Here is a 15,688-nt window from a genome sequence, read left to right as displayed (position 1 = left end):
GAGAAACCCTTATGGACCCAGACACAAACAAGCCCAACGGACAGGCTGCACAGGCGCTGGAAAAGATTGTGCGCGTACGGCAAGCGCGCCGCAATAAATTCTATCTGCGTGAAGAACGTATTACGCTCAGCCACGGCAGTGGCGGCAAGGCCACCCATAATCTCATCGAAGGCATCTTCGCGCCCGCCTTCGCCAATCCTTTGCTTGATCGTATGGATGATGCCGCCACGTTTACCACCGGTGCTGGAACACAACGGCTGGCTTTTACCACCGATACCTACGTGGTGAGCCCGTTGTTCTTTCCTGGCGGCGATATTGGAAAACTGGCTGTTCACGGCACCATTAACGACCTGGCCATGGCCGGGGCCGAGCCTTTGTATCTCTCGGCCGGTTTTATTCTGGAGGAAGGCTTTCCTATCGCTGACCTGCGCAACATCGTTGCCTCTATGGCTGCGGCGGCCAGAGAGGCAGGCGTCATGATCGTGACAGGTGATACGAAAGTCGTTCAGCGAGGCAAAGCCGATGGCCTTTTCATCAATACTAGCGGGATAGGTCTTGTTCGCGCGCCGGGAACACTGGGGCAGGACCAGTTGCAACCGGGTGACCAGGTCCTGCTCAGTGGCCCGATTGGTGATCATGGGATCGCCATTATGCTGGCCCGCGAAGCGCTCGATATCGAGAATGACATTCAGAGTGATAGCGCGCCACTGCACACGCTGGTCGCCAGCATACTTGAGGCGGCAAAGCAAAACGTCCATTGCTTGAAGGACCCGACACGTGGCGGCGTAGCTACGGCATTGAATGAGATGGCTATCGCCTCTGAGATCGCCATTGTGCTCGAAGAAGGAGCCATAGCGGTGCGCCCCCAGGTACGTGGCGCCTGTGAGATTCTCGGGCTCGATCCGCTGACGATTGCTAATGAGGGCAAGCTCGTGGCCGTCGTCGCTCCAGCAGCAGCAGAGGCTGTGTTGCAAGCTATGCGCGCGCATCCTTTAGGACGGGAGGCCGCCATCATCGGCTCTGTGCAAGCTGAACCACGATCGATGGTTTTTGTGCACACAGATATCGGCGGCAAACGTGTATTAGATATGCTGGTGGGCGATCCATTGCCGCGCATTTGCTGATGCTATTTTGTTATGTCATTGTGACATTTTCCAGTATGTTTATGATGCTCCTGCATGGTAGATAATATATACTTTCATGTGGAAGATGCACCTCTTCCATTCAGAGGACAATAAAGAAGGCAGGTTTATAATACATGCATGAAGGAGCTGTAATGCAAGGAATCGTTCACACGATACTGGCTTCTGCCCAACAGGCGGGTGCGGTCCGTGTGACCAACGTGCAACTGGAGTTGGGAGTCTCCGGACATTTCACAGAAGAGGCTGTGCGCCAGTATTTCCAGATTCTGACCGAGCATACCGCCATTGAAGGGGCTACGCTGACACTTTCATGGCTTCCAGCCGCCTACCAATGCCTATCTTGCCAGCGGCGTTTTGAGAGCACCTCGTCGGCGGCGACATGTCCTCAATGTGGCGATGTCGCATTGGAAATCTCTCACCAGGATGAATGCTCCATCCGTGCGATTGACGTGGTTCTGCCAGATCAATAAGGAGCTTTACAATGAAACCATCCGCACCCCCGCTCTCAGCAGATGAAAAAAGACGGCGCATGATCATTGGGACGATGCGCAAAAATGGCTATGCACCAGATGCGCTCATCGAGACATTGCACACGGTACAGAATGTGTATGGCTATCTAGACACTGACGCGCTGCGTTTTGTGGCCCGCGAGCTACATGTTCCCACCAGCCAGGTCTATGGAGTCGCCACATTCTATCATGCGTTCACCCTCAAACCGGAAGGACGCCATCGCTGTGTGCTGTGCCAGGGAACCGCCTGCTATATCAAAGGTGGTCAGGCTATCCTGAATGCAGTAACAAAGACCTATCACATTGCCCCCGGAGAAACCACAGAGGATGGCGAACTATCGCTCCTGACGGCTCGCTGCCTGGGCGCGTGCAGCATGGCTCCCGCCGCTATCATGGATGAGAACGTCGTTGGCTACCTGACGCCTGAACGTACACTCTCAGCATTAGATGGATGGACAAAATCATGACGCAACATATGCTACAATCTCTCACCCCAGAGGATCTGCCCAGGGTAGCTGAAGCTGAAAGCGCGGCAGCCGCAACCTTTGAGCATACAATCCATGTCTGCGTGGCGGCAGGCTGCCTATCGCAACACAGCGATCAAATCAAACAAAATCTAGAACAGCAGCTTCAAGAAGGAGGCTTGAAACATTGCAGCGTCAAAGGGGTTGGCTGTATGGGACTCTGTAGCGCTGGCCCCTGGTATCCGTTCGCCCAGAAAAAACGCTTTATCAGCTGGTTACCCAGAGGACGCGCCGGCCATCGTTGGGAGCCTGGGCGCGCAACCAGTGGAGCGCCTCGTCTGCCCCACCAATCGACCATTCTTTACCCAGCAAACCAGGATTGTGCTGGCCAATTCAGGCGAGATCGATCCCGAGCGCCTGGAAGATTATATTGCCGTCGGCGGTTATCAGCAATTGGCCCATGTGTTGAATGATTTGACCCCGGCTCAGGTGGTTGAGCAGGTCTCCCGCAGCGGCTTGCGCGGTCGTGGCGGCGCGGGCTATCCCACCGGCTTGAAATGGGGCACCGTCGCCAAAGCCAGCGGACCAGGGAAATATGTCATCTGTAATGCCGATGAGGGCGATCCTGGCGCTTTCATGGATCGCAGCGTGCTGGAGAGTGACCCCCATCGCGTGCTGGAAGGCATGGCTATCGCCGCCTATGCCGTTGGTGCCAGCGAGGGCTATATCTATATTCGCGCCGAATATCCTCTGGCCATCAAGCGCTTACAAACAGCTATCCACCAGGCGGAACGAGCGCAGCTATTGGGAAAAAGTATTCTGGGCACTGCCTTTGCTTTCCATATTCACATTCGCTTAGGTGCGGGGGCCTTCGTGTGCGGCGAGGAGACGGCACTTATTGCCAGCATCGAGGGCAAGCGCGGTCAACCCCGCCCACGCCCACCCTTCCCGGCCGAGAGCGGACTCTGGCGTGCTCCGACGCTGATCAATAATGTTGAGACGTATGCAAATGTGGCACCCATCCTTGCGCATGGGCCTGAATGGTTCGCGGGCATTGGCACTGAGCGCAGCAAAGGGACCAAAGTCTTCGCGCTCGCAGGCAAGATCGTCAATACCGGCTTGATTGAGGTACCGATGGGAACCCCCCTGCGCACTATCATCAATGAGATCGGTGGGGCATCCCAGGAGGGTTTCGCTACAAAGCGGTCCAGACCGGCGGACCAAGCGGTGGCTGTATCCCAGTCGAGTATCTGGATACGCCCGTCGATTATGAATCACTTACCGCTCTGGGATCGATCATGGGCTCAGGTGGGATGATCGTGATGGATGAACATTCGTGTATGGTCGATGTGGCTCGCTACTTTATGGAATTCTGTATGTCTGAGTCATGTGGCAAGTGTGTACCTTGCCGGGTGGGGACAGCGGAGATGTATGAGCTACTCTCACGCATCGTACAAGGGCGAGCCAATAGCGCCGATATGGCGCTACTGCAGGAGTTGTGTGAGGTGGTCAAATATACGAGCCTGTGTGGATTAGGACAGGCCGCTCCCAACCCCGTACTGAGCACCATAAAATACTTCGAGCCTGAATATCTGGCCCATATTGTTGATCATGTCTGCCCGGCTGGACAATGTCAGTTCGAGGCTGTAATACAGGAGGTACAATCATGACCGTGAAAACGCTCATCATCGATGGCCGGGATGTCAGCGCACGCGAAAACGAGACGCTTCTGGAGGCAGCCCAGGAAGAAGGCATCTTCATTCCTACCCTGTGTCGTTTGGAAGGATTGTCTGAAGTCGGTGCCTGCCGCCTCTGCCTGGTTGAGGTTAAGGGGGTCAACAAATTGCTGCCTGCGTGCGTGACCAGAGTGGAAGAAGGCATGGAGGTGAATACACACTCCGAACGGCTCGATCGCTATCGACGCACCGTGCTCGAATTTTTGTTTGCCGAAGGGAACCATATCTGCGCGGTCTGTGTCGCGAATGGTCACTGTGAGTTGCAATCAATGGCGCAACGACTGGGCATGGATCATGTACGCGTCCCCTATCTCTCACCGCGCCGCCAGGTTGACGCTTCACACGCACGCTTCACGTTCGATGCCAATCGCTGTATCCTCTGTACGCGTTGCGTGCGCGTCTGTGATGAGATCGAAGGCGCGCATACGTGGGATGTCATGGGACGAGGTATCGCGAGCCGCGTCATTACCGATCTGAATGAGCCGTGGGGAGATTCGACGACATGCACCAGTTGCGGCAAGTGCGTGCAGGTTTGTCCCACAGGGGCATTGATCGAGAAAGGGAAAGCGGTCTCGGAATCCGTGAAGCATCCAGAGTTTCTGCCTTACTTGAAGAGAATGCGAGGGCGCCAATCATGAGCACACAACCCACCACAAAAGTCTCGGTCGCGACCGTCTGGCTGGACGGCTGCTCGGGATGCCATATGTCGTTCCTCGATATGGATGAGCGCTTAATCGAACTCGCATCCTCCATCGATATCGTGTATAGCCCTCTTGTGGATACGAAGATATTTCCAGAGCAGGTAGATCTGACGCTGGTCGAGGGCTCGGTCAGCAGCGAGGATGATCTGGCTAAGATCAAAAATATTCGTGAGCATACCCGTCTGCTGATATCCATGGGTGATTGCGCCGTGACCGGCAATGTGCCCTCCTTGCGCAATCCATTGGATCCCGAGAGAATGTTGCGGCATATCTATCTGCAACATGCCCCCTCCGAGATCGTCCCCAGGATGTTGCCGCGTGTGCTGCCAGTCCACCAGGTCGTGGCTGTTGATGCGTTCTTGCCTGGCTGTCCACCTTCTGCCGATGTGCTCTACTTCGCGCTGACAGAACTCCTGGCCGGTCGCCTGCCCGATGTCCATGCTCTTACCCGCTTTGGCAAGTAAGAGCCAATCAATTATTTATAGTGTCCGTTTGGTTCAGGAATCTGTATAACGGATACGCTAGCTAAATCGGTCCCCGCGACGGTTTGCCCGTGAAAGTGAGGAAGCGATGTCACAACACATTACAATAGATCCGGTTACACGCATAGAGGGCCACGCCAAAATTACGCTGCAACTAGATGAGGCAGGGAAGGTGCAAGATGCCCATTTTCATGTGACCCAGGTGCGAGGCTTTGAAAAGTTTTGTGAGGGACGCCCCTTTACTGAGATGCCCTCACTGATGGCGCGCATTTGCGGCATCTGTCCTGTCAGCCATCTCATTGCCTCTAGCAAAGCATGCGATGCCCTGCTGGCCGTAAGCATTCCGCCGACAGCCATCGCATTGCGCCGCCTGATAAATCTTGCGCAGATCTTGCAATCACACGCGCTCAGCTTTTTCTATCTGTCCGCCCCCGATCTGCTCCTGGGCATGGATGCCGATCCGGCTGAGCGCAACCTCTTCGGCATCCTGGCACAGCATCCTGAAATAGCGCGTGGCGGCATTCGGCTGCGCTCAGCCGGGCAGCAGATCATCGAGTTGCTAGGCGGCAAGCGCATTCATCCTGCCTGGGTCGTGCCCGGTGGGGTAAGCGAACCTTTGTCGGCGGAAAAGCGCGACCTGATGCTGGCGCTGCTCCCGGAGGCCAGGGAGACCACCCTGCGCACGCTGGCATGGTTCAAGCACTCATTGACGCAGTATCGCGAGGAGATTGCCAGCTTCGCGAATTTTCCCTCGTTATTCCTGGGATTGGTCAATGATGCGCATGAGATGGACACGTATGATGGCTCCTGGCGCATCGTCGACTCAGATGGACGCGTCGTCGCTGACCGGCTCGATCCACACCAATACCAGACATATATTGAAGAGAAGGTCGAAAATTGGACGTATCTCAAATCACCCTTTTATAAACCATTGGGCGAACAAGAGGGAATGTACCGCGTCGGGCCTCTGGCTCGCCTCCTGGTCAGTGAGCGCTACGGCACGCCCGAGGCAGATCGTGAGCGCGCAGAATTCTTGAGTACATATGGCGAGAGCCGCACCAGTTCGTTTTTCTATCACTATGTACGGCTCATCGAGATCCTGTATGCTTGCGAGAGTATGGAAATGTTGTTGAATGATCCGGATATCCTGAATCCACGCGTGCGCGCACATGCTGAACCGAACCAGTTGGAGGGTATTGGCGTCGCGGAAGCGCCACGTGGCACCCTTATCCATCACTATACCATTGATGCCAATGGCTTGATCCGTTCGGCTAACCTGATTATCGCGACCGGCCACAACAACCTGGCGATGAATCGTGGTGTGCTACAGGTGGCACAACATTTCATTAAGGACGCACACGTGACGGATGGCATGCTCAATCGCATTGAAGCTGTGATACGTGCTTTCGATCCGTGTTTGAGCTGCTCCACACACGCGCTGGGTGAGATGCCACTACATGTGCAAGTATTCAATGCAGCTGGAGCGATGGTAGATGAACGCGTCCGCTAGGCTTCATGCGCTGATCATTGGCATTGGCAATCCGCTGCGGAGCGATGATGGATTGGGATGGGCCGTAGCGGAACAGCTTTCCCAGGACGGCGACATGGGTAGCGCGATCCATACAGTACACCAGTTGACGCCAGAGCTGGCGCAGTGGATTGCGGCCGCAGAACTGGTTGTCATGATTGATGCCAGCCACGAAGGAGAGCCAGGCGAATTGCACATTCGCCCCGTCTCTCTTTGCGCCCAACCTGGCGCGGTAGGCTCTCATCACACGACCCCAGAAGAACTTGCGGCGTTGACCGCAGGCCTCTATGGTCATTGTCCACCCATAGCGGTTGTCACTATGACCGGCGTAGACTTCAGCCTTGGCGAGCAACTCTCAGCACTTGTCTCCCAGCGACTCCCCCTGGTGAGCAAGGCTGTACGCCAGCTATGCACTCACGGCCTTTGATTCATTTCAGGAGAATAGTGTCTCACTTGTGAGCCTCAGCAAGCTTGCTGGCTTTTGGTAAAATAGAAGAACCACCTGGAACACAGTTTATCATCGTTTACCTGGGATGATATTGGCAGAAGGAGCACCATACGCGATGTTTTATATCGGTTGCCCGATGTGGGGATATAAAGAGTGGCTGGGAAATTTCTTCCCGGCCCGTACGCCCGCGAACGATTTTCTGCGGCTCTACAGTCAAAAACTGACGACCGTCGAGGGCAACACGGTTTTCTACGCCCTGCCCTCGGCGGAGACGGTGGCGCGCTGGGCGCAGGAGACGCCGGACAGCTTCCGCTTCTGTCCCAAGGTGTTGCGCAGCATCAGCCACGAGGGATTGCTCTCGCAGCAGAAGAAGGAGACGCTGGCCTTTATCGAGCGTATGCAGGGCTTTGGCGAGCGCCTGGGACCAATCTTCTTGCAACTGCCACCATCCTTTGGCCCCTCGCAGATCGATCAGCTACAGGCGTGGCTGGACTTCTGGCCTGAAGAGGTGCGGCTGGCCGTCGAGGTGCGCCATCCTGACTTCTACCAGGAACCGCAGGCTAGCGCGCTGGATCAACTGCTGCGGGAGCACCGGGCCGCCCGCGTCATCATGGATACGCGGCCGATCCGCACCGGGCCGCCAAAGGAGCAGAAGGAGCTGCAGGCCCGCGAACGCAAGCCCCATCTGCCCGTGCACATCAGCACCACCAGCGACTTCGCCTTTGTGCGCTACATCGGCCACCCCAAGATGGAGGTCAACGAGCCATTGCTTGATCACTGGGCGCAACAGCTCGCCGACTGGTATAAACAGGGCTTAACGATCTACGCCTTCTGCCACTGTCCCTACGAGGTGCACTCGCCCGAGATCTGCTACCAGCTCTACCAGCGCGTACGCGCCCTCATTCCCCTGCCAACCCTCAACTGGCAGCCCGAAGAGCCAGACGCAGGACCCGAGCAGATGCGCCTCTTCTAATTATTCACTCCTTGCCCCAATCATGAATAATTGACTCGAAAAGTGGCATGGCTGCTGTCAATGGATGCTTGAGATCCTCGGTAAGTACGGCTACCCCGACAGCACCTTTATACAGTGAGTCCAGAAAAAAGTGCTCCGATGTATCAACGGCCGCGCGACGCGTAACGGTACGAGCACGTTCTAGCCAGCGTTGCGAGCCTGTGACTCGATATGCTGCCAGACAGGCATAGCCGATACCAGCTAACCCACAGCAGAGGCTTCCTAGCCGTGTGTCTGTTACCCAGGCGCATTCAGCTGCATGCTGAACAAGTTCGGCAAAGTACGCTTCGTGAAGAACATCGTACGCCAATGCAAAGAGGAGCGCATAACCGGCGGTGCCGTTACACCAGCTATCCATAAATCTTGGGGGTCTTGTCGCGTTGTGCACAGGCCACCATAAACCTCCTCCGTGTGGCTCCGCCAGCGATGCAAGTTCGTGGAGTTTTTCGGCTATAATGCTCTGTGGTTCTGCTTTTGTCGCCCTGCTCCAGCGCAGAAGCGCAAAAAGGATGCCCGCCCATCCATGGGCTATGCCAAGGGATGGCATGCTCGTTGACGTGTCAATTGTGCTTGATGCAAGCATCTGGAAAAGTTCATCCGCGAGCTCCGCGCCACGGCTTCGTATCATCTCAAGGCTACTGTGCCACTCAATAGGAAACGCCTCGACGAGTTCGGCACAGCCGATAAGCAGACTCGCAATCCCAAGCGTTGCATCCGCGCTTTCACAAGGGCGCTGTGAATGGGCGACAAATGCGTGCATTGCGAGATGACTGCCATTTCTGTCCCCAAACGCCATGCTAACAAGGGCGCGCACACAATGCAGGCCAGATAGCGAATGGAACAGGGACACTTCTCCGGTAACCTGCGGCTCAACCCCCAGATCGGGATTATGGAAAGCCTGTTCATGTGACGAGAGCGCGTATGCTTTTTGTATCCAGATATCGGCAAGCGCGAGAAGATGAGCATCGCCTCGCCGTTGTGCTATCCGATAGAGTGCATAGGCTATGCCTGCAGCGCCGTAGTTGATGGAAGCAAAAGGAGCATTCACCAGACCTTCATGTAGGCCAGCCGCGCCAATCTCGTAGCGGCTCAATACACGCTGGAGCACATCTTCTTCATAAGCATGCTCGTTTCCACGCTCCATTGCCTGTTGAGTGCGCATCTGTGCTGCTGGTAGGAGTTCACGTAACGCTTGAGCGAAGGCTTCCATACTTTCAAACCGGCATTCAGGTCTTTTGTGGAGCGCACGACGCAACGTTTGCTCAAGCGCGGACCAGGGAGGGATACGGCGCGTGGCAAATGGCATGGGTTCCTCCGCTATAATTTGATGGAGCATCTCATTGCGTTCAAGCTTCCAATCAACATAGTGAGCTCCCGTCCAGAGGTGATACAAAAGTGATGCAACAGAATATTGCTCTCCCGCCGCAGTGAGCGGCGCGTGCTTATTGCGTAACAGCGCTTCGGCCAACTGGGGATCGAAGTAGAAAGCCACACCTCCGCGAGCGCCAGAGCTCTCTGCCTGTTGCTCAATATCCTGTGCAAGCCCGAAGTCGATCAGCCGTACGCGGCCCGATGGCTCTAAAAGGATGTTGCGAGGATGGACGTCTCCATGGAGAACGCCAGAGGCGTGAACTTCCGCAAAAGCATTCACGACCTCAATGCACAATGCGAGGAGGTGTTCCTCATGGCGTGGTTCACGTCGACCACGTATACCCTCGGCGGCGTTCGCAATATCTAATCCAGATATCCATTCGCTCATGAGCGCGAGACCTCCATCGATAGGAGTCTGGCCCAATACCATAGGTGCTCGTTGGCCCCGGATACGGCGCATCATCCTTGCCTCGTGTTTGATCGCCTGCATCACATGCGTATGGCCTGGATGACAAAATTTTACCGCTACATAAGCACCAGCAGCATTGCACCCAAGAAAAACCTCTGTGTCTTCGAGCGCCTGAATGCAACGCAGAAGCCGAACGTCTCCCACGGTACTGCCAACCTGCAACATACTCTCGATCTCATTTGTGGCGACGCTATCTGAGGCAGTCAGGAGCCGGGTCTCCCAGAGCTTAAAGAGCAAAGGATATGCCTGTTCAAGCGTCACTTCAGGATCGCGTTCATGCTGATCGGCGAACGCCAGAACCGCGTCAACCAGGCGCGTCGGTGTGCGAAACAAGGTGAGCAAAGCGGCACTATCCTGATCGATGATACGTGAGGGAGCACGCGATCGCAGCCGTGTAAGCGCGTAATCATCCCCTGGCGCACTCAGGCCGGCACGAATATGGGGAGCGAGGTCACGTACAGGGACAATTTCGACCTCAGGAGATAAGACGAGCGGTGCATCGAGCTTCATATGGCCTCCTCCAAAGCTTCAACACGATCCCGCCAGATGGCAAGGTTGGGGCTCCACGTGAGCGTGTCAACCCCATCCATTGCCAGGCGCCGATGCACAAACGCCGTTATGTTTTTTGTGCCATCTTCCCTGGCGGAGACAAGATAAACAGCGATGCGCTCGGTGATCCATTGTCGCCAGCTTTGCGCTTTCTGCGTTCCGGGCAGAGGACCAGGCAGCGGTGGGTCCATTCCCCACGACAATAGCCCCTCGGCATCAATGGCCGCCGTAAAGGGAACACCATGGGCTGGTAGACCAGCGATTGAGGACTGAAGCTGCTCCGCCGTTCGTTGTAGATCTTCAAAGCATGCGAAGTAGGCCACAAACTTGTCAGGACGAAGCAGTCCAAAGGCGGTCAAACCAACTTTGAAACAGGGACACTTCGTACGGGCCAACACATCGACCGTGAGGCGAAACGTCTCTGGGAGCGCATCTATCGCCGGACTAATATAGAGCTTAAACGCATATGACGAATGGCTCTCTGGCATACGCCATTTGAACCAGGCGCCGCCCTGGCTCAGCTCACCCACCCAATGCGAGGCAAGCTGCTGTATGCATGCCGAGCTTCCGGAAAGGTAGGCGATAATCTGTTCATTCTCGGCGAATCGGCACTGCAGGGATGGAGAGCCGGGAATACGATTGAACAGGTACAGACGGGTAGCAACCTCGGAGACAGCGAGCCCCTGCAGTTCGGAGCCATATTGAATAGCACTGTTTGAGAGTCGAGCGATATGGCAAGCTGCCTCACCGCTAACTCCTGCATCTTGCCGCAAGGCAGATGTACCAGAGAGAAATTGCCTGTCAATCTCGACCTCCAGAATGCCATCGAGGATGAGTTGCTGAACCTGAACCTCGGCATGTGAGCCGAACAGGCTTTTTAATAAATGAGGGACGCGGCCCGGATCTCGTAGTCTCTGAAAAAGGAGCGCCGCGTCCCGCGATACAGACTTTACCGGGAGGGCCGAATCAGGAGGTGGTATGAGCACACCATAGAAGTCGGGCTCTCTGCTGAGCGACTCAAATGGCTGCCGCTCCGAGGCGTCAAGCTCGTCGAAGGAGAGCAGGCGAAACCGTGAACTGGAGCGGAGACGCGCCTCACAGAGGGCACTGGTGGAATCTCCCGGCATGGGTCTTTCAGAAACGGTTGTTTGCCTACTATAACGATACTCATGTATGGAATCCATGGTAGCTATCCTCTTCTCAGTGAGATGCTGTACGCAACACTCTATTCTGTTGTCATCTCATATGGACAGCCGCACCTCCATTCAAGATGGAGGTGCGCTACACGATTAATACTATAACGAGGAGATCTCGCATGCACCAGAAGTTCGGGGTACACTATTCCCCGCTACTCTTCTTGAGTTGCTCACGTTCCCCACGCACCTCCTCGAGGGCACCTTGCAGATGCTTCTCAAGGAGATCGAGTTCCTGCGCACTCCTCTGCGGCTCTGGAATGCTCGCGATGGGCTGTCGAGGTCGCCCCTGTAATGCAAGTCTGAGTTCAGCTCGGAGCAGTAGCAGTTGAGCGGCCTGAATATCCGCCTGCTGTTCCGCAAAGTTATTGGTAGGATAGTTTGAACACTGAACCCTGCTGCAACCGGCATCACATGTATTTGTACAACCGACACATGAGTACTGATTTCCGCAACCGCCGCCACCGCCACCACCATCACCACCACCATCACCACCACCACCATCCCATATCATCGTATCAATGCACCATGCGTCTGGTTTTATCCCCCCGCGGGAAGGACAGTGATCAAAAGATCCTTGATCCGGAAAGCCATCATTACCCTCCAAATTTAATGAATGGAACATAGAACCTGGTCGCGAACCGAGCTGGGAATACTTCTCCAACTGGCCGATAGGTCCTGGGATACCGCTCTAACCAGGCGGGTACCACTCGTATCTATAGCGGCCGTCAAATCGTTCGCTATCAAAAGTGTAAATGATATCGTTGCAATTGTGACCTGTATCATTACAGGTATATATACAACCAGGTACACCTGAGAAGATGCCAGATACCGGTATTTCTACAGGATATGGAAGGAGCGAAACCAGGACAGAACTTCTTCTTCGCCTCCTATGGGGACGCGTCTCTTTATCCGCTCCGATCCATTGCTAAGGTGTAGATGAGGAAGCAACTGCTCACGAGTTTTCTGGCATTATCTAACGCATGGGCGAGAAATTATCGTCTGGCTCGTTTAAAGCTATATATAATCAATCGTCAATACTGAGTGAGGGACACTTCTATTTAAGAAAGGGAATTGCTATGTCAGAGCCGCAGAAACAAACCTCTTCTCGTAAAGTGGGTGTTAAGGGCGCGGTGTATACGTGTCCGGTATGCAGCGAGCAGATCCTCGTCATCAACGTGAATACGCTCAGCTATCTCAGCTCCCATGTTGTTGCCACACAGGATAATAATGGAATGACCACTCTCACGATGCAACACCCTCAGATCCAACCCCAGACCGGGGCCTATCATCCCGGAGAAATTAACCGACCGCCATTTTTTGTCGTTGAATCTATGTCGATTGAGACTGTCGATCCTACCGATAAGTAAGGCGAATGATGCCATGACAGAAGATACTACTTACCAGCATGCCATAGGCGCGGGTGTCACCCGTAACGTGGAATCCACTGAGACCGTCTGGAAGGTTCCATCGTATCTCACTTCGCTGATCGGTCGTGAAAAAGAGGTACATGATATTTGCGTACAGCTTCAACAACACGATACACGTCTCCTTACCCTGTTAGGATCTGGTGGCGTCGGTAAGACGCGAATAGCGTTACAGGTGGCACATCAGCTCAAGGGTAGGTTTCTTCATGGTATCTACTTTCTCTCATTCTCTATGCTTCAAGATCCCGGGCCGTATTTTCGCATCTCGCGCATGCACTCGAAGTAAGGGGCCGGGACGAATACTCTTTTTTTGAGCAGGTGAGGACATTTCTTGAGCAAAAAGAGTGCTTACTGGTACTGGATAACTTTGAACATGTAGCGGCGGCGGCTCCAGAGCTTGAGCATCTGCTCCTCTGCTGTCCCTCGCTGCGCCTGCTAGTGACCAGCCGCAGCGTCCTTCATCTGCTGGGCGAGCATCAGTATCCCGTTTCCCCTCTCCCTGTTCCAGGGCAGGGTGAACAGATAGATGCAGAAGAGATCGCTCGCTTCCCCTCGGTGATGCTCTTTCTGCGCCAGGCGCAGGCGGTCTTGCCTGGCTTTCAGATTACAGAGGAAAACGCGCGGGCAATCGCGGATATCTGCATCCACCTGGATGGTCTACCGCTGGCAATTGAGCTTGCCGCGGCACGCATCAAGCTCATTCCACTGCACACGATGGTCAAAGAGCTGCCACGACGCCTGGATTTCTTAACCAGCAGGGTCTCCTCGTACCCTGTCCGGCAACAAACGCTGCTGAATACCCTCAACTGGAGCTATGACCTGCTCAATGAGCAGGAGCAATATCTATTTCGGCTCCTCTCCGTCTTCGCGGATGGCTGCACTATAGAGGCGGCCGAGAGCGTGATGCAGGGCATGTTGCCCGGCGCGGGTTCCACTATAGATACAATCGACATACTCGATATACTGGCGGCGCTGATGGACAACTGCCTGCTCTACCAGGTAGTGGATCAGGATGGGCACCCCCGCTTCTATATGCTGGAAACCATACACGTCTTTGGCCGCGCATGCCTGGAGAAGCAGGGGGAGATAGAGAAGGCTCAGCGCGCGCATGCCGGGTATTACCTGGCGCTGGCAAAGGAGGGAGAGGGCCAGCTCAAGGGACCTCAGCAGATCAGCTGGTTGAGGAAGTTAGAGCAGGAGCATGAAAACTTCAGGGACGCGCTGCAGTGGCTGCTCGACCACAACGAGGGTGAGATGCTGCTCCAGTGTTGCCGGGCCCTCTCGCGTTTCTGGTTCCTGCGCGGCTACTGGAAAGAGAGCAGGACATGGATGCAGGCCGCGCTGGATCTCTCTGCTGATCAGGCAGAGACGGCGCTACGCATGCAGGTCAGACAACGGCTTGGTGAATTGATTTTTTATCAGAATAACATCGACATCGCCCGGCGCTCTGTGGACGAGTGGCTGGCTCTTCCCATCTCGCACACGCTGGTGGCGGAACGTATCCAGGCGCTGTGCTGCCTGTGTATGCTAATGCAGAAACAAAATGAGGGCGAGAAAACCTTTCAGCTGCTGGAAGAGGCTGAAAAGCTTTGTCGTGCCGCCTCCATGCAATGGGAACTTTCACATGTCCTGCGCACTCGCGGTTATATTGACTGGACGCACAACGATGTGCCGCAAGCGGAGGCGTGCGCGCAAGAAAGCCTGACCATTGCTCGCCAGGTAGGAGATCAGGCATTGATCGCCAAGATTCTTTCCCTGCTGGCGGCCGTGGCCATGCAGCAAAATGCCGCCAGGCAGGCCATCGTGTTCAACCAGGAGATTCTGCGCATCGCCCGACTGCTTGAAGATAAATACCTGCTGGCGACAACGCTCCAGAACCTCGGATACCTGCTGGCGTATGAAGAGGAGTTCGCCGAAGCCTTGACACTGACCCAGCAAGGGCTCAAATTATTTCGCGAGCTGGGATACACCCTGCTCACCTGTAACACCCTGCACACCCTCGGCTATATCGCCTTTCAGCAGGAAAACTACGTCCTGGCATTTGACTCTTTTCAAGAAGGATTGGCGCTGGCACACGAGCTGAACAACAATCCCCTGACCGGCTGGCATCTGATCGGCCTGGCCAATCTGGCCAGCGTGCAGTCAGAATATGCACGATCAGCGCAGCTGCTGGGAGCGGCTTCCCTACGGTTAGACGCGGATAAGCACATGAATAACGCCGAGCGCATCGAATACGACAACCTGCTAGAGCGGGTACGCCAGCAGAGTAGGAAAGAACAGTTCCAACTGATGTGGAAAGAGGGCCAGAAAGTACCGATCGAGCGATTTTTGTCTCCATGGGACGACAAGGCTCCCCCGTCTCTCACCAGAGAAGATGAGCAGCCTCTTCCAATACCGGAAAGACACACGGAGGACCTGCCATATCAATTGACGAAGCGTGAACTGGAGATATTGCAGCTGGTCGCTCGGGGCTTAACGAATACTCAGATCGCGGCAGAGCTGGTGATCAGCGCGCGTACGGTGAATTGGTACCTGACCAATATCTACAGCAAGATACAGGTTTCATCCAGGAGCGCGGCAACGCGCTTCGCTTTTGAACACCATCTTTTGTCATAGCGAAAAAAGCCTCTTCGTCCTCACCCCTGGGGGTGAAGACG

Annotated in this window: 14 protein-coding genes and 1 pseudogene; 12 read left to right on the top strand and 3 right to left on the bottom strand. The window is 55.1% G+C overall.

The genetic code is table 11. From position 1 onward, the window contains the following. Positions 1 to 11 precede the first annotated feature (11 nt). The 9 genes and pseudogenes from hypE (at position 12) to EL645_RS23210 (ending at position 7,983) form a co-directional block, all read left to right on the top strand. On the top strand, positions 12 to 1,124 hold the full coding sequence (hypE, locus tag EL645_RS23250) for a hydrogenase expression/formation protein HypE (RefSeq protein ID WP_126552705.1): 1,113 nt from the start codon (positions 12 to 14) through the stop codon (positions 1,122 to 1,124). A gap of 134 nt (positions 1,125 to 1,258) precedes the next feature. Next, positions 1,259 to 1,612 carry a hydrogenase maturation nickel metallochaperone HypA/HybF gene (locus EL645_RS23245; protein WP_126552704.1) on the top strand — a complete coding sequence of 118 codons (354 nt, stop codon included), beginning with the start codon at positions 1,259 to 1,261 and terminating at the stop codon, positions 1,610 to 1,612. Positions 1,613 to 1,623: 11 nt separating this feature from the next. After that, entirely contained in the window at positions 1,624 to 2,118 is a 495-nt protein-coding gene (hoxE, locus tag EL645_RS23240; RefSeq protein ID WP_126552703.1) for a bidirectional hydrogenase complex protein HoxE, read from the top strand. 8 nt (positions 2,119 to 2,126) lie between these two features. Next, a pseudogene (gene nuoF / locus EL645_RS23235) lies at positions 2,127 to 3,785 on the top strand (NADH-quinone oxidoreductase subunit NuoF). Beyond that, the gene (gene hoxU / locus EL645_RS23230; RefSeq protein ID WP_126552702.1) at positions 3,782 to 4,489 is read left to right on the top strand and encodes a bidirectional hydrogenase complex protein HoxU; all 708 of its coding nucleotides are present in this window, start codon (positions 3,782 to 3,784) and stop codon (positions 4,487 to 4,489) included. The pseudogene nuoF and the gene hoxU overlap by 4 nt, the downstream one beginning before the upstream one ends. Continuing rightward, positions 4,486 to 5,016, top strand: a complete 531-nt coding sequence (locus tag EL645_RS23225; RefSeq protein WP_126552701.1) for an NADH-quinone oxidoreductase subunit B family protein — start codon at positions 4,486 to 4,488, stop codon at positions 5,014 to 5,016. The genes hoxU and EL645_RS23225 overlap by 4 nt, the downstream gene beginning before the upstream one ends. 106 nt (positions 5,017 to 5,122) lie before the next feature. Further along, positions 5,123 to 6,544: a Ni/Fe hydrogenase subunit alpha gene (locus EL645_RS23220; protein ID WP_126552700.1), complete on the top strand. Its 1,422-nt coding sequence runs from the start codon at positions 5,123 to 5,125 to the stop codon at positions 6,542 to 6,544. Further along, positions 6,528 to 6,989, top strand: a complete 462-nt coding sequence (locus EL645_RS23215; protein WP_126552699.1) for a hydrogenase maturation protease — start codon at positions 6,528 to 6,530, stop codon at positions 6,987 to 6,989. The genes EL645_RS23220 and EL645_RS23215 overlap by 17 nt, the downstream gene beginning before the upstream one ends. Positions 6,990 to 7,125: 136 nt before the next feature. Next, entirely contained in the window at positions 7,126 to 7,983 is an 858-nt protein-coding gene (locus EL645_RS23210; protein WP_126552698.1) for a DUF72 domain-containing protein, read from the top strand. A 4-nt stretch (positions 7,984 to 7,987) separates the two neighbouring features. Here the strand turns inward: EL645_RS23210 and EL645_RS23205 are convergent, their stop codons facing one another. The 3 genes from EL645_RS23205 to EL645_RS23195 form a co-directional block, all read right to left on the bottom strand. Further along, positions 7,988 to 10,372: a lanthionine synthetase LanC family protein gene (locus EL645_RS23205; protein WP_126552697.1), complete on the bottom strand. Its 2,385-nt coding sequence runs from the start codon at positions 10,370 to 10,372 to the stop codon at positions 7,988 to 7,990. After that, the gene (locus EL645_RS23200; RefSeq protein ID WP_126552696.1) at positions 10,369 to 11,595 is read right to left on the bottom strand and encodes a hypothetical protein; all 1,227 of its coding nucleotides are present in this window, start codon (positions 11,593 to 11,595) and stop codon (positions 10,369 to 10,371) included. Before EL645_RS23200 ends, EL645_RS23205 begins: the two co-directional genes overlap by 4 nt. A gap of 154 nt (positions 11,596 to 11,749) precedes the next feature. Next, the gene (locus EL645_RS23195) at positions 11,750 to 12,118 is read right to left on the bottom strand and encodes a hypothetical protein (RefSeq protein ID WP_126552695.1); all 369 of its coding nucleotides are present in this window, start codon (positions 12,116 to 12,118) and stop codon (positions 11,750 to 11,752) included. 565 nt (positions 12,119 to 12,683) lie between these two features. On the opposite strand from EL645_RS23195, the gene EL645_RS23185 reads away from it, so the two are divergent. From EL645_RS23185 to EL645_RS23175, 3 genes are read left to right on the top strand one after another with little or no spacing between them, the layout of a single operon-like run. Further along, positions 12,684 to 12,974, top strand: a complete 291-nt coding sequence (locus EL645_RS23185) for a hypothetical protein (protein ID WP_126552693.1) — start codon at positions 12,684 to 12,686, stop codon at positions 12,972 to 12,974. 13 nt (positions 12,975 to 12,987) lie between these two features. Next, a complete protein-coding gene (locus EL645_RS23180; RefSeq protein WP_126552692.1) occupies positions 12,988 to 13,317 on the top strand; it encodes an ATP-binding protein in 330 nt (109 codons plus the stop codon). 32 nt (positions 13,318 to 13,349) lie between these two features. Continuing rightward, on the top strand, positions 13,350 to 15,647 hold the full coding sequence (locus EL645_RS23175) for a LuxR C-terminal-related transcriptional regulator (RefSeq protein WP_126552691.1): 2,298 nt from the start codon (positions 13,350 to 13,352) through the stop codon (positions 15,645 to 15,647). Positions 15,648 to 15,688 lie beyond the last annotated feature (41 nt).

It is taken from the genome of Dictyobacter kobayashii (genome assembly GCF_003967555.1).
In the GTDB taxonomy this organism is placed as follows: Bacteria; Chloroflexota; Ktedonobacteria; order Ktedonobacterales; family Ktedonobacteraceae; genus Dictyobacter; species Dictyobacter kobayashii.
This window is presented reverse-complemented; position numbering and strand designations above follow the sequence as displayed.